The organism is Nitrospira sp. (assembly GCA_030692565.1).
GTDB lineage: Bacteria > Nitrospirota > Nitrospiria > Nitrospirales > Nitrospiraceae > Nitrospira_D.
This window is the reverse complement of record JAUYAO010000031.1, coordinates 90,233-115,020: the sequence shown is the minus strand read 5'-3', so window position 1 is coordinate 115,020 and position 24,788 is coordinate 90,233. Positions and strand designations below refer to the sequence as shown.

Sequence of the window (24,788 nt, the reverse complement as noted above, 5' to 3'; positions counted from 1 at the left end):
CTCAGAGCACATCGCTCCAGGGAGGACTGACGGCGAACGCGGCATTGATGAGGCCGACGTGGGAGTAGGCCTGGGGAAAGTTTCCGCACTGGGTGTTTGTGGAGGGAATGAAGTGTTCGGAAAACAGCCCGACATGATTGGACGCCGTCAGTACGCGGTCGAGGATCGTCCGTGCTTCGTCCACGCATCCCAGGCGAGCGAGGGCCTGGGCGATCCAGAACGAGCAGATGACGAAGGCACCCTCCGGCTTTCCGAAGTCGTCGTTCCGCACATAGCGGTAGAAGAAGCCGGTATCCTCGCCTCCGATGCGGAGCGACAGCTCGCGGGTGATGTGGGTGACCGTCGACTCGCACAGGGGGCGATTCGGGTAGCCGAGGATGGGCAGCTGGGCCAGCGCGGCGTCGAAACTGGGGTCGGTGGGACCGTTCCGAACGGCTCCCTCGCGGACGGCGCGGAGCAAGGCGTCTTCCGCCTGGATGCGTCCGGCCGTGAGGCCGGTCGAGACGGAGGGGAGATGCCCGGCCTGTTTGATCCGTTCCAATCGTTCGAGTCCGGCCCAGCACAGCAGATTCGTGAAGGAATGCTCCTGCCAGCCGTTGCGAATCTCCCAGAGACCGGCATCCGGCTGGCCGATACTGCGGACGCACAGTTTCGCCAGATGCGCCAGCAGGGCATCGAGATCTCGCGTGCGCAAATCGACATACCGTTCGTCGAAGAAGATCGGCGTGAAGGTCAGGATCATTTCGGCGTAGGCGTCGTTCTGCACGTGCTCCGCGGCCTGATTGTAGCTGCGCACCGGTCGGCTGTTCTGGTAGCCGGACCAATTCGGATGCTCCGTCTCGGGAAGCGGCAATCCTTGGCTGAGCGTGTACACCGGCCGTAGCCGGTCGCGGGAATGTTCATGCGTATGCGCAATGTTCAGCAGGAATTTCAGGAAGGCTTCCATCTCTTCGAAATGGCCCAGGTTATGAAATGCCGTGAGCGCAAAATAGGCATCGCGCAGCCAGCAAAACCGGTAATCCCAGTTGCGCTGTCCGCCCGGCTGTTCCGGAAGGCTCGTCGTGAGGGCCGCCAGGATGGCTCCCGTGTCTTCGAAACAGTGCAGCTTGAGCGCCAGGGCCGAGCGGATGACTTCCTGTTGGTGCAGCAGCGGCACCGAACAGTTCTTCACCCAGATGCGCCAATAGCGGGCGGTCTGCTCCAGAAAGTCGTGCGTGACCTTGATGAGATCGTCTTCGATGCCGAGTCCCCAGGTCATGGCGAAATAGAATTTCTGTGTCAGCGCCATCGGGATCTCTTCGCAGAGGTAGGTCAGCGGCATGTTGGTCAGCAGCCGGAGGACGTCACCGCGAATCTCGTAGCGGAGGTGGTTGCTGCCTCGCACGGGTTGCACCGGAGTCTTCTCCCAGCCGGAAACCGGACAGCAGTTGACCCGGATCGCCGGAGTGCCCTGGAGCGGTTCGACCATCCGGAACAGGGCCGACGGCCGGTAGATACGGCCGTATTGTTCGAAACGCGGACAGAAGTCGGTGATCCGGAAGGCGTCGCCGTTCGGCAACGTGACGGTGGTGATCAGAATGTTCGTGTTCGGCAGATAGCGCTGCTCGGACCTGAGGCCGGAGGGCGCGAGGGGGCTCGAGATCGAAAAATGCCCGCCGTCCGGATCCAGCAGCCGGCCGAAGACCGGAGGACTGTCCGGGCGGGGCGCGCACATCCATTCCACGCTGCCGTTCAAGCCGATCAGCGCCGAGGTTTGGCAATTGCCGACAAGGCCGTAGGGATACATGCCTTCACCATAGGCGATTTGCTGTCCGATGTAAACGAGAGGTGAACGATGCGGTTATCGCTGCGATTCCTGTTGCCGCTGGCCCTGGTGCTGGCGGGTCTGGCTTATGCCGTTATTCCTCTTGTCGATACGTTGACGCTCAAATGGTTCGTGCGGGATCTCGAAATCCGGTCGGCCCTGATCGGCCGCATGGTCGAAAGTCCTCTGGTCGATCTTCTGGCGACAGAGTCGAAGACCAAGCTGCTGAACTACTTCCATCGGATCATTCAGGACGAACGGCTGTACGCCGTCGGATTTTGCGACCGTGACGGCAAATTGATCTACAAGACTCTCACGTACCCCGACTCGATATCCTGTGATGGTGCGAGTACGCTCAAAGCAGGTCAGACGGCCCTCCTGCGTCTCTCCCAGGGGGCTGTTCATGTCGCCGCCGTGGGCATCGAAGGGAACGGCAGGGACTGGGGGCGCCTCATGCTCGTCCACGACATGAGCTGGATCGAGCGGCGTAGCAGCGACACCAAATGGTATCTCTTTTATCTCTTCGCCGTCATCGGCGGCGTGATCTCACTGGTGACGGTTCTGGTCGCGCATCTGAGTTGGCGGGGATGGATCGCAGGTGTGCGGTCGATGCTTCGGGGGGAAGGCTTGGTCGCCTTGATCGGAGAGCCGAAGCCCGGCGCCGACATGCATCCGGTCGCCCAGGATCTTCGCGCCCTCATACACGATCTCGAGGCGGACAAACGCATGCGGGACGAAAGCCAGATGAGCTGGACACCTGCCACACTGAAGACCATTCTCCACGACCACCTCGCGGGCGACGAAGTGCTCATCGTCTCTAACCGTGAACCCTATATTCACAATTGGCACGATCAGCAGCTCGAAGTGCAGGTGCCGGCCAGCGGGGTGGTCACCGCGCTGGAGCCGGTCATGCGCGCCTGTTCCGGGGTGTGGATCGCGCACGGCAGCGGGACCGCCGATCGGGAGGTCGTTGATGCGCGGGGCCATGTCCGCGTACCGCCGGACCATCCCGAATACGAAATCAGACGGATCTGGATGTCAGCGGAAGAAGAGGCCGGCTATTACTATGGATTTGCCAACGAAGGCCTCTGGCCGCTCTGCCACCTGGCTCACGTCCGGCCAGTCTTTCGTTCTTCTGACTGGCAGCATTACAAAGAGATCAATGAGCGGTTCGCCCTGGCCATCATTGAGGAGGCCAAGACCGATAATCCGGTCGTGCTCGTCCAGGATTATCACCTCGCGCTGGTGCCGAAAATGGTGCGCGACCATTTGCCGAACGCGACGATCATCACCTTCTGGCACATTCCCTGGCCCAACCCGGAGCGCTATGCCATCTGTCCCTGGTATCGGGACATTCTTGAAGGGCTCCTGGGGAGCAGCATTCTCGGATTTCACACGCGCTTTCATTGCAGCAACTTCATCGAGACGGTGGACCGGTCACTCGAAACGAGAATCGACCGCGACAGCTCCACTATTTCTTATCAAGGGAAAATGACGGCCGTAAATCCTTACCCGATCTCTATCGCATGGCCCGGGCAGCAGATGGCGCAGCTGCCGCCGGTCTCCGAGTGCAAAACCCGCATTCGCACGTTGAATACGCTTCCACACACCCATCGCGTCGGCGTCGGCGTCGAGCGGCTCGACTATACCAAAGGCATCCTCGAGCGGTTCCTCGCGGTGGAACGACTACTGGAACTGCAGCCGGAATGGATCGGTCGTTTTTCGTTTGTCCAGATTGCCGCCCCGAGCCGATCGAAAATCGAGGAGTATCAACAGTTCAGCCGGAATGTGCTGGCGTCGGCGGAACGCATCAACGCGCGATTCGGCCGGGAAGGCTATTGCCCCATTCAAGTGCGGATCGAGCATCACGAGCCGCAGGATGTCAGCGTCTATTACCGAGGCGCGGACTTCTGCATCGTCAGCAGTCTTCATGACGGCATGAATCTCGTCGCGAAGGAATTCGTCGCCGCGCGCGACGACGAGCAGGGCGTGCTGATTCTCAGCCAATTCACCGGGGCGGCGACGGAGCTGCCTGAAGCGGTGCTCATCAATCCGTACAATATCGATCAATGCGCGGCGGCCATGCATCTGGCGCTCACCATGGCGCCGACCGAACAGCGGGCGCGGATGCGCAGCATGCGCGGGATCGTCCAGGAGTTTAACGTGTACCGCTGGGCCGGCCGGATGCTGATGGATGCCGCCCGCATGCGGCAACGCGCCCGCATCGTGCGCCAGACTGGGGCCAGGGATGTGCGGACGATCACAGGAGGACAGGCATGATATATTTGCTCTCGCCTGAGGGACGGGAAGCGATGAGAGCCCTCGCCGGCGGGCCGATGCTCTACGCCTTCGATTTTGACGGGACGCTGGCCAAGATTTCTCCGGATCGTGAGTCGGTCAAACTCACCCGCTCGATCCATGAATGGCTGGTGGAGCTGGCCAAGCGCGCTCCCTGTGCCGTGATCTCGGGACGGGCGCTCAGCGACCTGGCCCCGAGAGTGAACGGGGCCGTTCCGTATCTGATCGGCAACCACGGGTTGGAAAGTCCGTTGACGCCATCGGTGACGCTCCTGTGGGCCGATGGGATCTGTGCCGGGTGGAGAGCGGCGATCAAGGGGGAGCTGGCGCCGCAGTTGGCGGATCTCGGCATTGATGTGGAGGACAAGCGGTATTCACTGACGTTGCACTATCGGGAACATGAAGACCAGGACCGCGTCCGTCTGGCTGTGCTGGCGCTGCTGACTCAGCTGAGCCCGGCTCCTCGTCTGGTCATCGGGAAACAATCGATCAATCTCTTGCCTCCGGGGAAAGGCGGCAAGGGGGGGGCGGCCCTCGCATTGATGCGGCATCTTCGCCAGTCAGGCTTCTTCTTCATCGGAGATGACGAGACGGACGAGGATGTGTTTGGACTGACGGAGGGGCTGGTTATGGGTGTGCGGGTTGGACAGCACGCCGGGTCCCGTGCGAAGTTGTACATCAAGCATCAAGGGGAGATCGAAGATGTCCTGCGGTTTCTGATCCATCGCCTGGATCGGACACCGGAACAGGGCCAGCACGCCGATCGACCGGCGATGACTCCACACAAGGAAGCGGAGCATGACGGCTAAGGCTTTGGTCCTGTGCGCCTGCTGTCTCGCCCTCGCGGGTTGCGGGAATCAGAACAATCCCGTCCAGACCGTTGCAGCAAGCCCGGTCGAAGGGCGCGCGCTCCAGGCGGAAACAGATGCCGGTAGGCCGATCGGACAGGAGGATGTCCCGGTCACGGGTCGTCGGCGCTATGTGGCCTTCGAATCTCGCGCCGCGAACCTGACGACAACCGACACCAACGGGGTGACGGATGTGTTCGTCTACGACAATGATTCCAAGCAAACCGTGCGTGTCTCCATCAGCAGCAGCGGAGTTCAGGGGAACGGCGGGAGTTTTTCGCCCGCGCTCACGCCGGACGGACGGGTCGTGGTGTTCGAATCTTTAGCGACGAATCTGGTGCGTGACGATACGAATCGCCAACGGGACATCTTTGTCCATGACCGGATGACGGACCTGACTACGCGCGCGTCGGTGGACAGCAGCGGCAACCAGGCCAACAACTTCAGCCAGTCGGCGCAGCTAAGCGCGGATGGACGCTGCGTCGTCTTCGAGTCTTTGGCCTCGAATCTTGTCTCGGGCGACACCAACGGAGTGATCGACGTGTTCGTGCATGATCGGCAGACAGGACGAACCAGCCGGGTGTCTGTCGGCAACGACGGGACTCAGGCCAACAACGCCAGCGTCAATCCGACGATCAGTGCTGACGGCCGCTACGTCAGGTTCGAGTCGTTTGCCACCAACCTGCTGCCGGTTACGCCGGAGCAAGCGAAGCAGGTCTTTGTCTATGATCTGAAGACGGGAGCGATTCAGCAGGTGCCGGCCGGCTCCCGGGCGGCTGGTTGATCGCGCGCCTCCAAGGGGATGCATGATGACTATCCATAATTGGATCGTGCTGGTCGGAGGAGTGATTTTTCTCATGCTGGTCGTGTTGCTGATCAGGCGCGCGATCCGGGATGTGAAGCGGCCGGGAAGATAAATTCAGAGTCCGCCGGGATTGCGGCGCCCGGAGCCGATTCCGTGAATCGGAAGCCGCTCGTGAGATCTGCGTGTCATAACTTCGTCGTGCAAGAGGAGCGCTGCGGTGCCGATGGCTCAGTCACTATTTGTGATCTGTTTTGGCTTGTCGATTGGTCGATGCCCGTCGGGTCGGCGGGGGACGAGCGAGAGCTTTATGGAGGTGCCGGTGCAGGCATACGGTGCGGGGCACGGCGCTTCGCCGCGCCCCGCCGGACCGGCCTACTTGCTGCCCTGGTCCTTCTTCTCATCCTTCTTGTCGTCGCTGAGCACCACATGGCCGCCCTTGTCCTTGTGCTCTTCCTTCTTATCGTCGCCGAACACGACCACGTGGCCGCCCTTGTCCTTCTTCTCTTCTTTCTTATCCTCATCGGCCAGGGCGAGCGTGGACATCGTGCTGAAGCTGAGGAACGCCACCAAGGCCATCAATCCGTTGAAGCGTGTCATAGGAGGAACCTCCATAAATGAAAAATAAGGTGAAAATATTGTTCCGGTCATGCCCCACGCATAACCGATATCGAATCTTTATCAAGCGGGCCGCAGTCGGTACAACGGACAAAAGCGCCGAATGAATAGCCGCTTTTGTCCAATGCGCGCAGATCGGGAAGGAGACACAATGAATTCCATTGGACAATCCCATATGCTCAATAGAGACCGTGCCATGTCGGATCGCATGACGGCTGTCGGCCGTCTTGAAGAAGTGGTGTCGACTGCCGAGGACTTCGACCGGGTTGTCTCGCAATCGCTGCCCCTGTTGCTCGACCGGGCGGCCGGCTATACCAGACGCTTTCTTCGGGAAACCGGCCAGTGGAGCGACGATGTCGCCCATGAAAAATTCGTGCTGCGCTGGGGGGCGGAATATCTCGAACAGTTTCTCGTGTCGGGCCGGAGCGAGGTGCCCTGCCGTCCGCTCTTCCTGCTGGATTCGATGGTAGCCAGACAGCATAGCCGGCCGGAGCCCTTCTGCTATCACAAGGACCTGCTCACGCCGCTTGGCCGCTTTCTTGACGGACTGGTAGGGCGCGCAGTCGTCAGCCGTGACGCGCTGATTGCCCTGTACCATCATTGTTATGGGTTAGGACCCGGCCAGGTGATTACGGCGCTCCGGTTGAACGGTTCGGAGAGCCCGCGCATCTACAAGAATTTTCAACGATGGCGGGAGAGCGGATGGAAGCGCACGCTTGATGATATCGGCTTCACTGAAGCCGACGTGCAAGGGCTGACCGAACAGCAACAGCAGCGACACCGGTTCAACGGCGAGGCCGAACGCCTGCTGCGTTTTGCGCAGGCTCATTATCGGAAGAGCGAGCCCGACCATTATCCCTGCCTGCTCCGGCATCAGTGGGAGGACATGTTTCTGGAGGGCTACGGGGTTGAATACCGGATCTGGCATCTGGCTCTGTGCCTGGATTGTCTACAGTTGGCCTGGGATCTGGGGCTCGACGGGGCTTCGGTGACGGAGAAGCCACGCGTGGTTTTCCAGCTCCTGCCGTAAGGTGAGTGGAGTCAAGTTAAGCCGGTGGGAAGCAATGGGAAGGAGGAGGATATGGATTCCGAACACGAATTTTCAGGCTATCGCGAGCACCTGCTGAATGCCATACGGACAGGGCCCCGGCGATCCGGTTGCGGCGGATCTGACCCGATCCATGTCTTTGTGAATCAGCGGCGCGTCGGCTTGTTGGAAAGTGCGGGCGCCGAAGCCACATTGCAGGTTCAGAGTCAGACTTCCGTTGACAGTGTTCATCTGCGATCGGAAGATGGTGTGCTTCTCGGCGGACTGTCCGCTCCCGAGTATGGATTCAGGAGTTGTCGCATTGCCCTTACACGAGCCGCCGTCGAACTCCGCGTTCATAATACTGCGCGCGGCGGATCGGTCAATGCCGTGTTTCAACCTGTGCAGGGGTTCTGGAGCCGGGCGCGGCAAGCATGGAGCAGCGTAGCCGGAGGCACGGTCCCGCATCCGCTCACCGTTCCCCGCACTGGCGGCCGGGCACTTGTGTTCACACAGATCCTGCTGGCCGTCACGTTGGCCGGACTAGTTACCGATCGGTTCACCGGCTGGATGACGCCGGTGAAGCCGCCGTTGACCGTTACGCAGGCAGAAGTCCCCTGGGCGGCCCCGCTCGTTGAAGTGACCAAGCTTGATCGGCAACTCGGCGAACTTGCGCAGATGCAATCGAAAGCGATCGATACGATTCAGGCGCAGCAACAGGGAATGGCGCAACTCCAGCGGACGATGGCCAAATTGTCCTCGACCCAGGAAACCGTCGCGTCCAGCGTGCTGACCGTGAAGCAGGAGATCGAACAACGGCGGAAGGGGACAGGCCGAGATACCGATCGTATGACGCGCGTGCTGATGAGCAAAGCCCTCAGTGAGCAGGAGCAGCTGGAAGCCGAGATTCATAGCCTCGTGATCGCGAACGAGCGGCTTGCCCGCGAACGAGCTCAGTTGGAACAACATAATCAGGAACTGAGCAAACGCCTGAAAACAGTCGGCCCCGACGTGTCGAAGGCGGTGGTCCCGGATCGTGAGAAGACGGTCGTAGCGCAGCAGACTGCTCCGTCTCAATCGCCGCCGGTGGCGGAAGCGAAAGCCGTACAACAGCCTCCGTTCTTATTTTGGGTAACGTTCAGTGAAGGGACCAGCCAGGACAGTATCGACCAGTGGGTGCGTGATATGCATGGCCGCAAAGGCGCCTTGAGCGAGGGCTGGCAGGCAGTCGAGATCGTCCCTCCGGCCGAACCGATGGAGCGGTTTTTGGATCGCCTGAAGCAGACGCAGATCGTGAAGGCGGTGCGGGTCAGCCGGTAAGCGCCGTCCGTTTTGGATGTGTCGCAGGGAAATATACCGGGCTCGATCCGATCCCGGTCTCCGGGGATCCCCCGTGCAATCAGCTCACATCCCGGCTCAAACGGGTGCTCGTCATCGGACAGTGTGCTGACCGGCCTGAGCGTACGAGCGGGCCGGTCTTGTCTCGGAGTCCGCTCTGGACTGATCGGCGGAGGGGCTGCTGCCATGGGGTCTCGTTTATTCTTATGGAGCCGGCCGGACCCATCCGCGGGTGGGCCGGAGGACCGCGGGCGCGAGAACGATGCCGAGAGGAGTGCCGGGCGACGATGGCCACAGGTCCTGCTGGCGGTCTGTGCGCACTATGCGCAGCGCGGCGGCCTATTCGAGGGCGCGCTGATCGCGCTCATGCTCGGGCTGTTCGTCTTGGACCTGGAGCTGCCGCTGGGGGCGGCCCCGGAGTTCCTTTACGCGGCAGTGGTCTACTTTTCGCTGTGGTCGCTGCGAACACGATTTCCCGTTCTGGTCACCGTGGGATGCACGGGGCTCACGATCGCGGGATTCATGCTGTCCTCCGTCGGCACCGCGGCCTGGATCGATCTGGCGAACCGCTTCTTTGCGGTCGTGCTGCTGTGGATTACGCTGGAGCTCGGCCTGACCAGACGCGAGGCGCATCAGGCGCTGCAGGAGTCTCATGCCGTCTTGGAAGTCCGAGTCCGGCAGCGGACGGTGGATCTCTCACATGCCGTGGAATCGCTCGAAGCCGAATTGGTCCAACGCCGTCAGGCGGAGCGGCTGCTGGACGAGAGCCGGGAACGCTACCGGCTGTTGTTTGATCATGCCCCCTATCCGATGTGGATCGTGGATCTGGACACACTCGCTTTTCTGGACGTCAACGAGACGGCCGTCCGTCATTACGGCTACTCGCGAGACGAGTTTCTTGGGATGACCGCCAAGGACATTCGGCCGCCCGAAGACGTGCCGCAGTTTCTGGAAGCCGTGCCTCTGGCGCAAGACAGCCTTCGGATCGAAGGGGTGTGGCGCCACTGCAAGAAAGACGGGTCGATCATCGACGTCGAGATCGGGCTCTACTCGTTCATGAGCAACGGCCGGCGGGCGCGGCTCGCTGTGGTCAACGATGTCACGGAATCCAGGCGGATGACCACGCAACTGAGGGAAAGCGAAGAGCGCTTCCGACGGATCTTCGACAGCGCGCCTATCGGCATGGGTCTTGTCGGGCCGGACGGCCGGTTTATGAGAGTGAACGACGCCTTCTGCTCGATGGTGGGCTACAGCCCCGCTGAGCTGGCGAGCAAGACCTTCAGCGATATCACGCATCCGCAAGACGCCGCCGCCGACCGTCGATTGGCCGAGCAGGTGTTCACGGGGAAACTGCAGGCCTATCAGCTTGAAAAACAGTACCTCACCAAGACCGGCAAGGCGATCTGGGGGCACCTGACTGTGAGTGGATTACTCGATGGTGGAGGAGGAGCGCGCTACGCCTTGGGCATGGTGAAGGATATTTCAGAGCGGAAAAGGGCGGAGGCGACCAAGAACCAGTGGGTCGCACGGATCATCGCCGCCCAGGAGGAGGAGCGACGGCGGATCGCGTGCGAGCTTCATGACGGCATCGGGCAAATCCTCACCTCGCTGGCTGTCGGGCTGTGCTCCATTGAAGGCGAAGGGTGCGTGGAGTCGACAGTGCCCCGAATGCGGATCTTACGGCAGACAGCCTCCACCGCCGTCGAAGACTTGCGGCGCATCGCCCGAGGGCTGAGGCCGAGCGTGCTCGACGACCTGGGTCTGTACGAGGCCCTGCGACAATATGCACGCGAATATGGTCTGACCCAAGGCATTGCCGTCGATCTCTATATCCAGGGTGAGGAGCAACCTCGTCCCCCTGGCCCGGTGGAAACCGCGCTGTATCGAATTGTCCAGGAAGCGATGACCAACGTGATGAAGCATTCGGCCGCTCGGCACGTCGGGGTCGTGCTCAATTGCGGCCCGTCTACGATCAGCCTCGTCGTCGAAGACGACGGGTGCGGGTTTGATGCGGCCGGCAGCAAGTCCGCCGCCGGCATCGGCATCGCCAGCATGCGAGAGCGTGCGGCGCTGCTTCGGGGAACTGTGGAGATCGAGTCGTTGCCCGGGAAAGGGACGGCGGTGTATGTCCGTCTTCCGCTCAAGGGAGGTCAGTCATGAAGGTGCGGGTGGTGCTGGCGGACGATCATGCGGTCCTGCGGACCGGTTTGGCCATGTTTTTGAACGCCCAACCGGATCTCGAAGTAGTGGGAGAAGCCGAAGACGGATTTTCGGCCGTTCGGCAAGTTCTGGAAACTCAACCGGACATTGTAATCGTGGATCTGTCGATGGGGCCGCACTCCGGACACGAGGCCATCGCGAATATCCGCGAAACGTCCCCTAAGACCAAGATGCTTGTTCTTAGCATGCATGCGGAAGTGTCCTACGTGCGCATGGCGTTCGCGGCCGGGGCCATGGGGTATGTGACGAAAAGCGCGGCTGATTCGGATCTCCTGTCGGCAGTTCGAGCGGTCGCTCAAGGACGCATGTTCGTCGATCTTGCGATCGGCCTGCCGTCTGAGCGCGAAGAAGCGCTGGGTCTTTCGGAAGGCGAGCGCCAACCGCAGACGTTCGTGCCGCTCGGCACCATCAGTCGCAGGGAATCCGAGGTACTGCGCCGGGTGGCGCAGGGATACACCAATCAACAGGTCGCCGAACAGTTGGGATTGAGCGTCAAGTCGGTGGAGACGTATCGCGCCAGGTTGCTGGAGAAGCTGGGCGTGCGCACCCGCGCGGAACTTGTCCGGTATGCGGTGGTGTCCGGCCTGCTCACGCCGGAGCAGCTCATTCCGTCCGACTAATCCAGTGTCTTCGCAAGCGGTCCCCACGACCACGCCAGGTTGTTCCGGACGCGACCTCTCTGTTGTCATGATTTCCCCCGCTGTCCTGTTGGCGATCCGGCTGATAGGCGAAACTCGTCCATCCTGTCGTGGTGGAGCGCAAGCGCGATCTCGCGCAGGATCCGACGCTCACGGCGGAGGAGGATGGCCTGAAAGTTCCTGACATCCGTCGTACAGGCGTTCGATACGGAAGTATCCCGACCTCACGCTAACGGGCGATTTCTACGATCCGGAGAAACCGTCCTGGGTTGTACTCGCAGGATCTCTCTCGATCGCATCTCCGTTCTACTCTCCTGACTCGACGTGAATTCTGCCGCGGGTGCGCCTTGAGGGAATGATCAACCATGGCTCACGGATCTGCCGGCACATGCGCTAATCGTGTCAGCCGGCGCGGGCTACGACGTGGCCCTGTCTCAAGTTGAGGCGCGGCTGGACCGTCTGAACCTTCGCGGGAAGGGCTTGGTTCAGGGACTTGGATCGACGCATCCGGCCTATTCGGCGACAGTTTCAGCGGCACAGTTGGGACTGGCCCGTCAGGCAAATCAAACAAACGGAGGTGTGACCGAATGTTTATGTTTTGCTGGCGTCAGGGTTCTCCCGACGTGCCTCGCCACTCTGTAGGGCTTTCCCCTCTGTATAGGCTGACGTTTTCGTGGCATGGTTCTATTTCGAATAAAGGTAGGATAAATGTTGCAACCAACAATCAAGGGGGATGCCATGTCGATTTCATCTATGCCACGTTTCCGTCCATTGTTTTTCTTCAGCCTTGTCATGGTCACCGCGTTGGCCGCAGCCTGTTCCCATCCGCCCACAACCCGGTCCGGTGCCGTGCGCGACATCCGCATCATCGAAGGACCGGAACCAGCTGATTTGATAGTCAATCTCGGGGACGAGGTCAGGTTTGTGAATGCCAGAACGCTTCCGGTGCGGGTCGATTTTGTCAATATCAACCATGAAGACCTGTCCTGTGAGCGGGGATTTTCGAACATCGTCGGTACTGTGCAGGAGTCGGCCACAATCAAGCCGAACGAAAGCGCGAGTGTCTGCTTTGCGAAAGCCGGAGTGGTCAACTACAACCTTCGCATGGAATCGGCGTTGCCCGGTGGCAAAGTCATCTCCCCGGGCGTCGTGAGAGTCGGTAGCATGGGGAAGTAACGCCCGCCGTCACACCGGAGCCCGCGGCCGTTGAGCGGGCTGGGCAGCGCGGTGATCTCGGAGCATGCCGTTCTGCCGATGGAACTCGGGCATCTCCTGTATCAAAAGAGACATACCTTCGAGGACTATGTGGGGTATCGTGGGCTCAAGCGATTGGGGCAGAAAAAGTGGCGGCGCGCTGTCGCCGATGTCGTGGCGCGCCTCAAGGACCCGCTGGTGGTCGACCATGTGGTCGTGGGGGCGGCAACGCGAGAAAAACTGCGGCGTCTACCCGAGGGCGCGCGGTTGGGTCATAACGCGTACGCCTTCGTCGGGGGGGAGAGTCTGGGACGCATGGTGGCGCGAAGGCATCGAACCGGAACCGCCGTCCCGATCACGGAAACGGCGAGTGATGAAGAGGACGTAGTAACCAAACCAAGGAGGAACTGATGCAACTGCGGATATATGCGCTATGTGTGACTACTGTGGTGCTGATTTCGGCCAGCCTGGCGGTCGCCGCCCCGGAAAAGGATCCACTGAAGACGCGCGTGCCGGCGGCGCAACTGGAAGAAGCGAAGAAGCTCGCCACCCCGTTGTTTAAAGACGCCAAGAGCGCGCCCCCGAAAGTGGTGGAAGAGGGGAAGGCTCTCTATGAAAGCAAGGGCACCTGCTTCAACTGCCACGGCAAGAGCGGCAAGGGCGACGGCATGGCCGGTGCGATGCTCGATCCGGGAGCGCGCGATTTCACGAACTGCGCATTCCAGAAGGCGCGCACGGATGGAGAGCTTTTCTGGGTCGTGAAGAACGGCGTGCAGGGAACGGGGATGGTGTCCTTTGCGCCGGGAATGGTGACGGAGGAAGAAGCCTGGAAGATTCTTGCCTATGTGAGAAGTTTCTGCGGAGCGAAATAGGACGGACGAGTATAGACGATTGCGGGAGGCTTGCCTATGGATCCGCTTGGCTTGCTCGGTCTGCTTGCCATCATCATCGGGGTGATCGGAGTGGTGGTGCTCTTTCGAGGGAAGAAAAAGAGGAAAGGAGCGCAGCCTCGCACCCATGCCTAACGGATCCGGAGGATGGATTGATATTACCGTCCCTCTCCGCGACGGGATGGTCCGCTGGCCGGACAATCCACCGGTGCGTGTGACGCGCGTGCAAGACCTGGATCGGGGCGACGACTGTAACCTGACCGAAGTTTCATTCGGAGTTCATACCGGAACCCATATGGATGCCCCCCTGCATTTCATCCGGACCGGGCAGGGCATGGAGGCCATGCCGATCGAGGCCGCGATGGGGCCGGCCCGGGTCATCGAGATCGAGGACAGGGAGTTGATCAAGCCGGATGAATTGCGGCTGCATCGAATACGGCAGGGCGAACGCGTGCTCTTCAAGACCCGCAATTCTTCCCGGTGTTGGCAGACGGACACCTTTTGCAAAGATTTTGTTTCCATCAGCGAAGAGGCCGCGTTTTGGCTGGCCGAGCGTCGTGTGCGTACGGTCGGGATTGATTATCTGTCGGTCGCTGGTTATGGATCGGACACCGTGGCCATCCATCGCGCCTTGCTGGAGGCGGGCATCTGGATCATTGAGGGATTGAATCTATCGTGCGTGCGGGCCGGCTCATACGAGTTGCTCTGTCTACCGATCAAGATTGCGCGGAGCGACGGCGCCCCGGCCCGTGCGCTCGTGAAACCCCTGCGTACCAGGCGGACTAAACAAACCGGATAGACCGGACGGATGAGGCAGACCAGAATATGATTCACACGCTTGTTATCCTTGGCGCGTCGGGTGATCTGACGTCCCGGTTCCTGATTCCGGCCCTCGTGCGTCTTCACCAGGAAGGAGAGCTGCCCGAGGGGTTCCGGATCATCGGACTCGCGCGCGATGACTGGGATACGGAGAAGTTCCGGCAGCACGTTCGGGAGAAGCTGTCGAAATCGGCGTCCAAGGCCGTTCCCGCTTCGCGCGACGCCGTGCTCTCGTCTGCTGAATATCGCCAGGTCGATGTGACGGACCGGCAACGACTGGCTGAGGCTATCGGCGCCGGTTCCGATCCGATCGTCATCTATCTTGCCCTCCCCCCGGCGCTGTTTGAGCCGACGGTCACAGCACTGGCCGCGCTGGGCCTTCCGGCCGGCAGTAAGATCGTGCTGGAAAAACCGTTCGGCGAGAATCTGGCGTCGGCGCAAGCCTTGAACCGGCTGTTGCACGAATCTTTCCCCGAACGGGACGTCTTCCGGCTCGACCACTTCCTGGGCAAGCAGACGGTCCAAAACATCATCGGGCTGCGGTTCGCCAACCGCATGTTCGAGCCGCTCTGGAACTCACAGCATATCGAACGGATCGAGATTGTCTGGGACGAAACCATTACGGCGGCAGGCCGCGCTTCGTTCTACGACAGCACCGGAGCGCTGCGCGACATGGTCCAGAACCATCTGCTTCAACTGCTTGCGCTGATCGCGATGGAGCCCCTTCACACCCTGGATGAACGGACGCTGCGGGACCGGAAGGTCGATGTGTTCCGGTCGGTCCGTCGATTGTCTACGGAGGAGGTCGTCAGGCAGACTGTTCGGGGCCGGTACGGAGGGGGCAGAGTCGGAGATCAGGAGGTGTGTCCCTATGTCGATGAAGTCGGCGTGGATTCCGGACGGAAGACGGAAACCTTCGCGCAGGTCGTGCTGTCCATCGACAACTGGCGATGGGCCGGTGTTCCGTTCCTGCTCCGCTCGGGAAAGGCCCTGGGGCGCGAGCGCCGGGAGATCGCCATCCACTTCAAGCCGGTGCCGCACCTGGCTTTCGGGCGGGAGTCCGATCCCGAGCCGAACATGTTGAGGATCGAATTAGCGCCGGACCGGATCGCCTTGTCGCTGAATGTAAACAGGCCCTGTGATCTGTTCGACCTCGAGCGGGTCGAATTGGACAGCGCGTTCGGATCGGGAGGCCTGCCGGCGTATGCGCGGTTGCTTCTTGATGTCATGAGCGGCGACTCGATCCTGTCGATACGGGATGACGAAGCGGAGGAGTCGTGGCGGATCGTGGAACCGATTCTCGCGGTGTGGGCCGAGGGGGCCGTGCCGTTGGTCGAATATGCTGCCGGTTCAGACGGACCTCCCGCTTTGCATTGAGGAGACCGGTGATGCCCCTGACTTCCTTGGCCCTCGTCATCGGTGTGCAGGCGTTCCGCCCAAGCAGGATGGATGTACATCGAGGAATGCGGGACAACCCTCATTGACCGGTCCCTTACCCCCAGGAGGTTGCAATATGAAAGAGGGCAGCATCTGCGCATTGTGGACAGGGTTTCGAATCGTCGGTATCGTTTCTATTCTTGCCGTCGCGGCGTGGGTCGTCTGGGCGCCGACGGCTGTGCGGGAGGCGATGGCCGTGGAGGAGCCGCGCATCGAGATCACCATCCACGACTTCATGTACGTGCGGACCAAGATGCAAGTGATTCGCGCGGGAGCGCCAATGATATTGGTCGTCCACAACGAGGACTCCGTCACACATGGCTTCATCTCACCGCTCTTCCTGGGCCGTGCTCTTCAGGGTGGAGGGGAGGGTATCGAGGCGTTCGGAACAGGCATCGAAGGATTTCACATAGATCCGGGCAAGACGCTGTTCATCCGCCTGACGTTGGATCAACAGGGAAAGATCGCCTTTCGGTGCGATCTGCATCCGGAGATGCAAGGGGAATTGTACGTGCTCGATGTGCCGGTCGGGTAACCGCTGAAACAGCGTATCGCGTTGGCAACGGGGGCGGTGCGGGGGCACGGCCATACCCAATATCGAGAGGTGACCCATGATCGGACAATCCGTGAAGCTGACGACCATCCGCGGGATCGAGATCGGCGTCCATTACTCCTGGTTCATCATCTTTTTTCTCATCACGTTTTCCCTGACCGGGCGGTTCGCGTCGGCGCATCCCCGCTGGACACAGAGTGAGCATTATGCGGTCGGAATTCTGACGAGTCTCCTGTTTTTCTCGTCGATTCTACTGCATGAACTGGCGCACAGTTTCGTCGCCCTGGCCAAGGGCATTCCGGTCCGCTCCATCACGCTCTTCGTCTTCGGCGGCGTCGCTCAGATCGGCCGCGAGCCGGACCGGCCGCTCACGGAATTTCAGATCGCGGTCGCCGGCCCGATGGCGAGCGCGTTGCTGGCTGCCGGCTTCTGGACGATCGCCTCTCTGGCCGGCGATGAGTTTGAACGGATCTCAGCGCTCGCCGGCTGGCTCGCGTCGATCAACCTGATGCTGACGCTGTTCAATCTCGTGCCCGGCTTCCCGCTCGACGGGGGGCGGATCTTCCGGGCTATCCTCTGGCACTTTACCGGCAGTCTGAGCAAGGCCACGCGTATTGCGGCAGGTACAGGCCAGACAGTGGGATATGCCTTTATGGTGATCGGCATCTGGACCGGCTTCACCGTGAATTGGTTCAACGGGATGTGGCTGGCGTTCATCGGGTGGTTTCTTCTGAACGCGGCGCAGGAGAGCGTCGTGCAAGTCAGCGTGCGCTCCGCGTTGACCGGGTTGGTGGCGGAAGATGTGATGGCCCGAGACTGTCCGGCCGTGACCGGACGGATGAGCCTCGCCGCGTTGGTACAGGAACATATCTTCAAGACTGGGCAGCGATGCTTTCTCGTGACCGACGGCAGCCGGCTGGACGGATTGGTCACCCTGCATCAGGTCAAAGCGGTGCCGCAGGAGCGCTGGTCGGAGGTATCGGTTGCCGAGGCCATGACGCCTCCGGCGACAGTGCGGACGGTCGCGCCGGGGACGCCGATCCTGAACGTGTTGCAGATCCTGGAAGGCGAGGACATCAATCAAGTCCCGGTTGTCGCCGGTGACCGGCTGTTGGGCCTGATCACGCGCGACCATCTGTTACGCGTGCTCGCCGCGAAAATGGAACTGGATGACAGCTCGAAAACCGGCCTCAGCTGGCCATCGGCAGCGGTCGCGTCACAGAAGCCGCCCACTGACGGCATGCCCGACTGAAGGCGCACTTCCCAAGACAATATGGAACCAAAACACCTTCAGACTCCACGGATTCCGCGCTGGTTTGTAGTTGCCGTTGTGCTCGCTACGGTCGTCCCAGCCCTGTCCCTCTTCCTCAATCACGGGGTGGTGCGCGGAATGATTATGCAGCGTCTGAAGACCGATACCGGCATCGAGGTTACCGATCTCCGCATCCGCCTCTTCCCGAGGCTCGTGATTGAATTCTCGAATTTGGTAATGCGGGACGATCGGCAGCCGGATGCGACCGTTCGCGTCCGTCAGGGATCGCTTACGTTGCGTGTCCTACCCTTGCTGAGAAAACAGGTCGCCGTCGTCAAAGTCGTCGCGGTCGAACCACAGTTCGTCCTCCGGAGGGATCGGGAGGGAGGTTGGCATGTTCCACTGGCCGGCGAGCCAGCACCGGCGGCACCCGGCCGCGAAGGGGGATTCCGGTTGCGGTGGCTCCTTCCTGACCTTCAGCTGACCGGAGGGAGCATCCTTATCGTGGACGAGCAGGGGCGGGAGACGCCCCACCAAATGAGACTCCAAAACATGAAGGGGGCGCTGGACAGCGATTTTCTGCGAACCGAGGCGGAGCTGGCACTCACGGGAGAGGTCGACGAAGCCGGAGCGCCGGCTGCGATGACGCTCGCGGGGACTCTCTCCATGGAGGCGCTCTCCGCATCCTCCGCGAAATTCGATGCCGACCGGCCTCCGGTTCGATTCGAGGGCTCCATCACGATTGACCGGTTCGATCTGGCGCCATGGATTCATGCGCCCGACAGGCCTGGTTCGCGCGAGGAACGGCCGTGGCACGCAGACCTGTCTGCCCGGGCTCTCGTCATGCCGGGGGGTGCGGGATATGACGCGGAGATTTCTCATGTCGAGGCGCGAATGGATTGGGTGGTTGTTCGCGGCCAGGGACGGATTCAGGACCTCGGCGCGGAGCATCCCGCCTATTCGGCGACCCTCTCGACGTCGCCGGTCGGGCTTGAGACTGCTCTGCGGCAAGTTCCGAGCGCGTGGATTCCTCCGAGCGTCCGCTCGGCCGTCATCGAGCATGAATTAGCGGGAACGCTCGAACTCGTGTCCGCAACGCTCAGCGGGCGAATGGATCGGCCGGAACAGGGAGACTGGAAAGGGGTAGCCAAGCTCTCGCAGGGAGGCGGGCTGTTCGGAACCGACCGGACGCCCGTCCGGAACCTGTCGGGCACCGTGTTTTTCGGTCCGGATCGGGTGGATGCGATGAACCTGGCAGGCGGCGTTGGGGCGTTGCAGGTTTCGGACGGCACGCTGGCGCTGTCTCATCTGGATGTGCAGCCGGCTCTGGATCTTCAATTGACCGGTACTGGGAAGACGCGGGCCCTGTTCGAGCTGCTGCAGGCCTTCAGCGGAACCGCCGCCGGCGTGACGGCGTTGAACGCGATTGCGGATCCGAAGGGGGATGTGCAGGTGTCGATCCATATCGCCGGGCCGCTTGCGCCGGTTCCGCACATCGATCTCGTCAGGGCCGAGATGACCGTTCATGGTTTGGGCGTGCGCCTTCCGGAGTGGAACCTCTCGGCTGAACATCTTGACGGAACCGTTGGAATTACGCCCGGCTTCATAGAACTCAAGCATGTGCGGGGGAGTGTGGGGGCAATCCTTTTCGATGCTCAAGGCGCCGTGCAGTTGGGAGCGACGTCTCGCTTTGAGGATGTGACCGTGGAGATGTCCTCTGAGGGGGCGGAATTGCGCCGGTTTCTGTCAGCGAAGCTCTCTATGGCGTCCGATGTCCTGCTGGAGGGACCGACCCATGCGACCGTTCACTTGTCCGGTCCTGTCTCCTCTCCCGGGTGGAAAGGCCGCATCGACATGACCGAGTTGGAGGTCGTGGTGCCGCCCGCAATCAGAAAACATCGCGGCGTGGCCGCGGCGCTGGAAATCGAGGGGACGCTGATAAAGGGCAACCGGCTGGCGGCACGCCGTCTTGCGCTAGTGTTGCCTCTGGCCCGTGTGGAGGGGCAGGCGGATCTGCGCCTGGGAAACCGGCCTGATTTCACCGTGCGTGTGAAGGTGAGCCCTCTTCCGCTCGCCAGACTGGCTGAAGGGTTCACCATACCGCCCGGGACAGAGGGAATGTTCCAGGGCGCGATCACGGTAACGGGGCGCGGTTTGAATTGGCGCTCGTGGACTTCGTCAGGGTTCGTCGAGCTGCACCAGGGGGCGATCACGATTGACGGCCTGCGGGATCGGTTGCGGGAGGTGTCGCTCCGGGCGCAGGCGGCGGGCCGCGACGCCATGATCGAACGGGTGTCGTTCAAACTCGGGGACAGTGATGTGATGGTGCGGGGACTGGTGAAGAACTGGGCGACGCGTCCGGTACCGACACTCACGGTGGAATCCTCACGCCTCGATTTCAGCAGGCTGTTTTCGGACGGCGGCACGGCAGAGCCCGACGACGGTTCGCGCGATCGAGTTCGGCAATGGGCTCAATCCGGTCGCGCCGAGATCACCGCGCTGGTCAAGCAAGCCCGGTACCATCGGCTGCTGTTCACGATGCTTTCCGGTCATCTTCACGTCGGCGAGGGGAAGGCGGAATTCGCGCATCTGATCGGAGAGACTCCGCAGGGCAATCTCTCCGGGCGGATCGTGGCAACCATCCGGCCTCGAATGCCGATCGGGATCGAGGCCGAGATGAAGATCGACGGGATGCCGGTGCACCAGATCCTTTCGATCATCGACCCGGAGGCGGAGCCTCTCCGGGGGTTGCTCTCGTTGACCGGAGGTCTGCACGGGACGCTGTCCTCAGCCGCTCCCTTTCTCGGCACCTTGAACAGCCGCGGTCCGTTGACGCTGCGTCTCGACAAGGGGCGTGTTCTGCACGGCACGGTGCTGCCCAAAGTGCTGAAGGTCCTGAATCTGCCGGCTCTGCTGAAAGGCAAGGTGGATCTCGATCATGACGGGATCCCGTTCGACTCGGTCACGGCCACAGTCACGGTACTGGACGGAGTATTAACGTCCCGGAACATCGTGTTCGACAGTCCGTTGGTGAAGATCACCGGGGCCGGCACGCTTGATCTTCCGGCGGATGAACTCGATCTGGCCATCGCGGTGAGTCCGCTCGGCGCCTATTCCGATCTGATCGGCAAGATCCCGCTGTTCGGTCGGCTGCTCGCGGGCGATCGCCCCGGATTGTCCACGGCCCTGTTCGAAGTGAAGGGCCCTCGGAGCGATCCCGATATCCGGTATCTTCCGCTTGAGTCCATCGCCAAGGGGCTGACAGGCTATCCCCGCCTGGCCATCGACGTGCTGACGAATATCCTCATGCTTCCTCAGCAGCTGATTGTCCCGACTACTCCGTAAGTCTCGGTGTGATTGAAAAGGAAGTGAAGTCCGGATCGTGCGGTATCCATGAGACAACTGTGCGTTTCATGTAAAGGGTAAACGGCATAAATAGATCTCGCGCTCGTGCTTCTGGCAAAAGCACAATCGCATCTGCACACGTTGCTGTTTCTGTGCTGGGAGGGCTGGTGGTTTTTGGATTGGTCGGGATCATCGCCGGTCCGTTGGTGGTGGCCGTGGGGATCACGTTGATCGAAAGCTACCGGACGGAATCGCTGTTGGTGGCTGTTCCTCCGCCGGGTTGGTAACGCGCGCGACCGCCGACAATAAAACGTGTTGGAAGGTGGATAGGCTATGTCCGTACGTATGAGCGTGTGCCAGACCGCCGTCTTGGTCGTGACAATGACCCGTGAGGTGATCCTGAAATTCGACCGGGATTACGGATTATTTCTGGCGAGCGGCCTGGCCTTCGGCCTGCTTCTGTATATGATTCCGCTGGCGCTCCTTGCGATTTCCATTCTGGGCTATACAGTGCTGGAGTCGCAGCAGGCTCTGGAAGAAGTGCAATCCGTCATTCGGCAATTTCTTCCCCGGTCGGAACAGATCTTTGCTGAGCACGTGGGCGCCATTGTCGCCGATCGGGGACTGCTGGGATCATGGGATTTATCTCGTTTCTGCTGTTCAGCACGATGGTGTTCGGTTCGATCCGGCATGTGCTGAATATCGTGTTCCAAGCCGGCCCCGCCAGGAGTTTCCTGCGCGGGACGGCCCAGGATCTGCTCATGATGGCTTTCTGCGTCGGTCTGCTGATCGTGGCGATCGGCCTCGCGTCGGTGGAGACCATCATCGGCAATCTCGGTGAGCAGGTCCCCTGGGCAGGGGCTCTGTGGGGACAGGGCATGCAAGTGCTCCATCCGGTCATAGCGACCATGCTCGGCGGCAGTTTGATCCTAGGGCTCTACCGGTTCTCTCCGGTCAAGACGTTGAAGCTCGGGTCCCTGGGCGTGGGCGCAGGCGTGGCGGTCGTCCTGTTCTGGTTTGCCAGGCAGGGGTTTGCCTGGTACGTGCACTTCGCTCAGGCCAGCATAGCCTTATACGGGGCGGTGGGCGCCTTTCTCTTTTTCTTCGTCTGGCTCTATTACGTGTCGGTGGTGTTTCTAGTGGGCGCGGAAGCGGGCTGGGTCTTTGAACATTGGGAGAGGCTCGATCAGCCGGCGCGAGCGGAACGGTGAGGTTGTCGACCGTGATACACGCATGAGGAGGAAGACGAGATGGCAGCAAATCGGCAATCGGCACTGAACGGGCTTCATCGACTCGACGGCTATCTGCCGATCGAAGACTACGGCCTTGTCGGAGACGGAGCCACGGCAGCGCTCATCGGACGGGACGGAAGCCTGGCGTGGTTGTGTCTGCCTCGTTTCGATTCACCACCCTTGTTCTGCAGTCTGCTGGATCAAACGCACGGGGGCCATTTCACCGTCGCGCCTGCCAGCGTGCTGGAGTCCCGCCAATTCTATGAACACGATACCGCCCTGTTGGTGACAGAGATGAGAACGTCCACCGGTCTGTTGCGGGTCACGGACTTCTGTCCCTTAGTGGCGGGAGCCGACCTCTCGGAGGACGTGTCGGCGACGCGGCGAGAATTGCTGCGGACTGCCACGGTCGTTGAAGGAAGCATAGACCTGACGATTCACCTCGAGCCTCGTGGCGGAGCTGAGGCGGATCCCCGTGACGGTGGGATTCGCATTCGTTGCCGCGCACAGCCCGATCTGACCCTTCACCTCTACTCCACGGTTCCGTTGACCGGGTTGCGCACGTCGGTGACGATTAAGGCCGGGCAATCGCTCCACCTGCTCCTCTGTTGGAGGCAAGGAGCTGCGCATGCTCCCCGCTTCGACGAGGCCGCGCTCCGCAGGGACACGGTAGCCGTCTGGCGGCGGTGGCTCGCGCATCTGACGTATCACGGTCCTCAGGAGGCGCTGGTTCGCCGGTCGGCCATTACCATCAAGCTGCTGGACCATTTTGAGAACGGCGCGATCGTCGCGGCTCCGACTTCTTCACTGCCGGAGCTCATCGGCGGGTCCCGCAATTGGGACTACCGGTATGCCTGGGTGCGGGATGCGGCCTTCTCCGTCTACGCCCTCCATCGTGTCGGTCTCTCTCACGAAGCGGCCGGATTTCTCGGCTGGGTGCTGGATGCCGTGGACCGGGACGGTATGCCGCGCGTGATGTATGACTTCGATGGGCGGATGCCTCCGGCCGAACGGGAGGACGGCGAATTGGAGGGGTACCGCCGCTCCGGACCGGTTCGGTGGGGTAACGCGGCGGCCGCGCAACATCAGCACGATGTCTACGGAGAAATCCTGGACTGCGCCCATCAATGGGCCGTGCATCATGGGGCCATTCCCGTTCCGCTCTGGGAACGGCTCCGGAAACTGGCGGATGCCGCTGCGCAGGAGTGGCGGACGCCCGACCATGGCATCTGGGAGGTCCGCACGAGTGGGCGGCCTTTCACTTACTCGGCTGCCATGTGCCAGGTGGCGTTGGACCGCGCCGCCCGGATGGCAGAACGCTTCTCGCTCCCCGGACCTTCTCAGACATGGCAACACACGGCAGATGAGATCAGGCAGGCGATTATGAAAGAAGCCTGGGATGAGAAACTACAGTCGTTCACGGAACATTTAGGCGGGGGCGGACTGGATGCGAGTTTGCTGACATTGCCGTTACGCCGAGTCATCAAGGCGGATCATCCCCAAATGATCGCGACGACCCGCGCGATCGTCAAGCGATTGGGCGCGGGGAAGGGGTTGCTCTACCGGTACTTGCCGGAGGAATCGCCCGATGGCATCGCCGGTCACGAAGGCGCGTTCCTGCTCTGCAGCTTCTGGCTGGTAGATAATCTGGCCAAGCAAGGCCGACTGGATGAGGCACTTGAGTTATACGACTCTCTCTGCGCGAGAGCGGGCACACTCGGACTCCTGCAGGAAGAAATCGATCCATCGACCGGGGCCTTTCTCGGCAACTACCCCCAGGCATTCAGTCATATCGGCGTGATCTCGAGCGGGGTCAACTTAGCGAGGCTGTTGAAGAAGGGCGGCCATCCGGTATGAGAGAGGAGGTGGCAGGAGGTTCCTCATGAGTCACTTGATTGAATAAGACGAGTGAGAACGCCAAGGAGCTGGAGGCCAAGGAAATCGAGACGGGTGCGGAGGGAGCGAAGAGGATCGAGGATGCGACGGAGGAAATCGTAACGGCGATGCAAGGTAGAGCGAAAGACGCAGCCGAGCGGGTCAAAGATGCAGGTGGATAAATGCGGCTCAATGACGAAAGGAGTGCCTCGATGAATCTGAAAACTGCGTATATCGAGAAAATGGAGGCGCAACTCCGTGAATGGGGTGCCACGATCGATGTGCTCAAAGCCAAGGCGGACAAGGCCGAGGCCAGCGCCAAGATCGAATATATGAAGCAACTCGACTCGCTCAAGGCCAAGCGGGATGCGGCGCAGACAAAGCTCGGCGAAATCAGTGCCGCCGGTGAAGAGGCGTGGGAAATCCTCAAGACCGGTGCCGAAGGCGCGTGGAGCGAATTGAAGTCGGCAGTCGACAGCGCCTCGGCCAGATTCAAGTAACGGCGGCAGGTGGCCGACACAGGCGTCGGTTCGACACGCGACAACCCCCGGGTGTTTGGAGCCATGTCCTGTGGAGGGTCGGTGTTTCCTGAGCGGTC

The 24,788-nt window shown here is 61.2% G+C and carries 22 protein-coding genes; 20 read left to right on the top strand and 2 right to left on the bottom strand.

Features of this window, described 5'->3' with window-relative positions; all coding sequences use genetic code 11:
* Window position 1: 1 nt before the first annotated feature.
* The gene (locus tag Q8N04_08000) at window positions 2-1,786 is read right to left on the bottom strand and encodes a glycoside hydrolase family 15 protein (GenBank protein MDP3090603.1); all 1,785 of its coding nucleotides are present in this window, start codon (window positions 1,784-1,786) and stop codon (window positions 2-4) included.
* A 48-nt stretch (window positions 1,787-1,834) separates the two neighbouring features.
* On the opposite strand from Q8N04_08000, the gene Q8N04_07995 reads away from it, so the two are divergent.
* The 3 genes from Q8N04_07995 to Q8N04_07985 are packed head-to-tail and all read left to right on the top strand — an operon-like array spanning window position 1,835 to window position 5,734.
* Window positions 1,835-4,084 carry a trehalose-6-phosphate synthase gene (locus Q8N04_07995; protein ID MDP3090602.1) on the top strand — a complete coding sequence of 750 codons (2,250 nt, stop codon included), beginning with the start codon at window positions 1,835-1,837 and terminating at the stop codon, window positions 4,082-4,084.
* Window positions 4,081-4,911: a trehalose-phosphatase gene (otsB, locus tag Q8N04_07990; protein MDP3090601.1), complete on the top strand. Its 831-nt coding sequence runs from the start codon at window positions 4,081-4,083 to the stop codon at window positions 4,909-4,911. The genes Q8N04_07995 and otsB overlap by 4 nt, the downstream gene beginning before the upstream one ends.
* Window positions 4,901-5,734: a hypothetical protein gene (locus tag Q8N04_07985; GenBank protein MDP3090600.1), complete on the top strand. Its 834-nt coding sequence runs from the start codon at window positions 4,901-4,903 to the stop codon at window positions 5,732-5,734. The genes otsB and Q8N04_07985 overlap by 11 nt, the downstream gene beginning before the upstream one ends.
* A gap of 393 nt (window positions 5,735-6,127) precedes the next feature.
* Here Q8N04_07985 and Q8N04_07980 read toward each other — a convergent pair whose 3' ends face one another.
* Complete coding sequence (locus Q8N04_07980) at window positions 6,128-6,352, bottom strand: hypothetical protein (protein ID MDP3090599.1); 225 nt, start codon at window positions 6,350-6,352, stop codon at window positions 6,128-6,130.
* 169 nt (window positions 6,353-6,521) lie between these two features.
* On the opposite strand from Q8N04_07980, the gene Q8N04_07975 reads away from it, so the two are divergent.
* From Q8N04_07975 to Q8N04_07895, 17 genes are all read left to right on the top strand, one after another.
* The gene (locus Q8N04_07975) at window positions 6,522-7,400 is read left to right on the top strand and encodes a hypothetical protein (GenBank protein ID MDP3090598.1); all 879 of its coding nucleotides are present in this window, start codon (window positions 6,522-6,524) and stop codon (window positions 7,398-7,400) included.
* Window positions 7,401-7,451: 51 nt separating this feature from the next.
* On the top strand, window positions 7,452-8,717 hold the full coding sequence (locus Q8N04_07970; GenBank protein MDP3090597.1) for a hypothetical protein: 1,266 nt from the start codon (window positions 7,452-7,454) through the stop codon (window positions 8,715-8,717).
* Window positions 8,718-8,921: 204 nt separating this feature from the next.
* Window positions 8,922-10,895 carry a PAS domain S-box protein gene (locus Q8N04_07965; protein ID MDP3090596.1) on the top strand — a complete coding sequence of 658 codons (1,974 nt, stop codon included), beginning with the start codon at window positions 8,922-8,924 and terminating at the stop codon, window positions 10,893-10,895.
* Window positions 10,892-11,575, top strand: a complete 684-nt coding sequence (locus Q8N04_07960) for a response regulator transcription factor (protein ID MDP3090595.1) — start codon at window positions 10,892-10,894, stop codon at window positions 11,573-11,575. The genes Q8N04_07965 and Q8N04_07960 overlap by 4 nt, the downstream gene beginning before the upstream one ends.
* A 756-nt stretch (window positions 11,576-12,331) precedes the next feature.
* On the top strand, window positions 12,332-12,769 hold the full coding sequence (locus tag Q8N04_07955; protein MDP3090594.1) for a hypothetical protein: 438 nt from the start codon (window positions 12,332-12,334) through the stop codon (window positions 12,767-12,769).
* Window positions 12,770-12,799: 30 nt separating this feature from the next.
* Window positions 12,800-13,198, top strand: a complete 399-nt coding sequence (locus tag Q8N04_07950; protein ID MDP3090593.1) for a hypothetical protein — start codon at window positions 12,800-12,802, stop codon at window positions 13,196-13,198.
* On the top strand, window positions 13,198-13,659 hold the full coding sequence (locus Q8N04_07945) for a cytochrome c (GenBank protein ID MDP3090592.1): 462 nt from the start codon (window positions 13,198-13,200) through the stop codon (window positions 13,657-13,659). The genes Q8N04_07950 and Q8N04_07945 overlap by 1 nt, the downstream gene beginning before the upstream one ends.
* 145 nt (window positions 13,660-13,804) lie before the next feature.
* The gene (locus Q8N04_07940) at window positions 13,805-14,476 is read left to right on the top strand and encodes a cyclase family protein (protein MDP3090591.1); all 672 of its coding nucleotides are present in this window, start codon (window positions 13,805-13,807) and stop codon (window positions 14,474-14,476) included.
* 26 nt (window positions 14,477-14,502) lie between these two features.
* A complete protein-coding gene (locus Q8N04_07935; GenBank protein MDP3090590.1) occupies window positions 14,503-15,873 on the top strand; it encodes a glucose-6-phosphate dehydrogenase in 1,371 nt (456 codons plus the stop codon).
* Window positions 15,874-16,009: 136 nt separating this feature from the next.
* On the top strand, window positions 16,010-16,468 hold the full coding sequence (locus tag Q8N04_07930) for a cupredoxin domain-containing protein (GenBank protein MDP3090589.1): 459 nt from the start codon (window positions 16,010-16,012) through the stop codon (window positions 16,466-16,468).
* Window positions 16,469-16,544: 76 nt separating this feature from the next.
* Window positions 16,545-17,738, top strand: coding sequence for a site-2 protease family protein (locus Q8N04_07925; protein MDP3090588.1), 1,194 nt, complete (start codon window positions 16,545-16,547; stop codon window positions 17,736-17,738).
* Window positions 17,739-17,759: 21 nt separating this feature from the next.
* Window positions 17,760-21,083 (top strand): AsmA-like C-terminal domain-containing protein, encoded by a 3,324-nt coding sequence (locus Q8N04_07920; GenBank protein ID MDP3090587.1) that lies wholly within the window; start codon window positions 17,760-17,762, stop codon window positions 21,081-21,083.
* A 333-nt stretch (window positions 21,084-21,416) separates the two neighbouring features.
* A complete protein-coding gene (locus Q8N04_07915) occupies window positions 21,417-21,782 on the top strand; it encodes a hypothetical protein (GenBank protein ID MDP3090586.1) in 366 nt (121 codons plus the stop codon).
* A complete protein-coding gene (locus Q8N04_07910; GenBank protein MDP3090585.1) occupies window positions 21,719-22,294 on the top strand; it encodes a YihY/virulence factor BrkB family protein in 576 nt (191 codons plus the stop codon). Before Q8N04_07915 ends, Q8N04_07910 begins: the two co-directional genes overlap by 64 nt.
* Before the next feature lie 39 nt (window positions 22,295-22,333).
* Complete coding sequence (locus Q8N04_07905; GenBank protein MDP3090584.1) at window positions 22,334-24,172, top strand: glycoside hydrolase family 15 protein; 1,839 nt, start codon at window positions 22,334-22,336, stop codon at window positions 24,170-24,172.
* Between the two features lie 38 nt (window positions 24,173-24,210).
* The gene (locus tag Q8N04_07900; protein ID MDP3090583.1) at window positions 24,211-24,372 is read left to right on the top strand and encodes a hypothetical protein; all 162 of its coding nucleotides are present in this window, start codon (window positions 24,211-24,213) and stop codon (window positions 24,370-24,372) included.
* 30 nt (window positions 24,373-24,402) lie between these two features.
* Window positions 24,403-24,690, top strand: a complete 288-nt coding sequence (locus tag Q8N04_07895; GenBank protein ID MDP3090582.1) for a hypothetical protein — start codon at window positions 24,403-24,405, stop codon at window positions 24,688-24,690.
* The last annotated feature ends 98 nt before the right edge of the window (window positions 24,691-24,788 follow it).

Excerpts from the sequence above, each read along its gene's own strand:
- Q8N04_08000 (MDP3090603.1), bottom strand. The coding sequence starts at position 1,786 with ATGTATCCCTACGGCCTTGTCGGCAATTGCCAAACCTCGGCGCTGATC.
- Q8N04_07995 (MDP3090602.1), top strand. The coding sequence starts at position 1,835 with ATGCGGTTATCGCTGCGATTCCTGTTGCCGCTGGCCCTGGTGCTGGCG.
- otsB (MDP3090601.1), top strand. The coding sequence starts at position 4,081 with ATGATATATTTGCTCTCGCCTGAGGGACGGGAAGCGATGAGAGCCCTC.
- Q8N04_07985 (MDP3090600.1), top strand. The coding sequence starts at position 4,901 with ATGACGGCTAAGGCTTTGGTCCTGTGCGCCTGCTGTCTCGCCCTCGCG.
- Q8N04_07980 (MDP3090599.1), bottom strand. The coding sequence starts at position 6,352 with ATGACACGCTTCAACGGATTGATGGCCTTGGTGGCGTTCCTCAGCTTC.
- Q8N04_07975 (MDP3090598.1), top strand. The coding sequence starts at position 6,522 with ATGAATTCCATTGGACAATCCCATATGCTCAATAGAGACCGTGCCATG.
- Q8N04_07970 (MDP3090597.1), top strand. The coding sequence starts at position 7,452 with ATGGATTCCGAACACGAATTTTCAGGCTATCGCGAGCACCTGCTGAAT.
- Q8N04_07965 (MDP3090596.1), top strand. The coding sequence starts at position 8,922 with ATGGGGTCTCGTTTATTCTTATGGAGCCGGCCGGACCCATCCGCGGGT.
- Q8N04_07960 (MDP3090595.1), top strand. The coding sequence starts at position 10,892 with ATGAAGGTGCGGGTGGTGCTGGCGGACGATCATGCGGTCCTGCGGACC.
- Q8N04_07955 (MDP3090594.1), top strand. The coding sequence starts at position 12,332 with ATGTCGATTTCATCTATGCCACGTTTCCGTCCATTGTTTTTCTTCAGC.
- Q8N04_07945 (MDP3090592.1), top strand. The coding sequence starts at position 13,198 with ATGCAACTGCGGATATATGCGCTATGTGTGACTACTGTGGTGCTGATT.
- Q8N04_07940 (MDP3090591.1), top strand. The coding sequence starts at position 13,805 with ATGCCTAACGGATCCGGAGGATGGATTGATATTACCGTCCCTCTCCGC.
- Q8N04_07935 (MDP3090590.1), top strand. The coding sequence starts at position 14,503 with ATGATTCACACGCTTGTTATCCTTGGCGCGTCGGGTGATCTGACGTCC.
- Q8N04_07930 (MDP3090589.1), top strand. The coding sequence starts at position 16,010 with ATGAAAGAGGGCAGCATCTGCGCATTGTGGACAGGGTTTCGAATCGTC.
- Q8N04_07925 (MDP3090588.1), top strand. The coding sequence starts at position 16,545 with ATGATCGGACAATCCGTGAAGCTGACGACCATCCGCGGGATCGAGATC.
- Q8N04_07920 (MDP3090587.1), top strand. The coding sequence starts at position 17,760 with ATGGAACCAAAACACCTTCAGACTCCACGGATTCCGCGCTGGTTTGTA.
- Q8N04_07915 (MDP3090586.1), top strand. The coding sequence starts at position 21,417 with ATGTCCGTACGTATGAGCGTGTGCCAGACCGCCGTCTTGGTCGTGACA.
- Q8N04_07910 (MDP3090585.1), top strand. The coding sequence starts at position 21,719 with ATGGGATTTATCTCGTTTCTGCTGTTCAGCACGATGGTGTTCGGTTCG.
- Q8N04_07905 (MDP3090584.1), top strand. The coding sequence starts at position 22,334 with ATGGCAGCAAATCGGCAATCGGCACTGAACGGGCTTCATCGACTCGAC.
- Q8N04_07895 (MDP3090582.1), top strand. The coding sequence starts at position 24,403 with ATGAATCTGAAAACTGCGTATATCGAGAAAATGGAGGCGCAACTCCGT.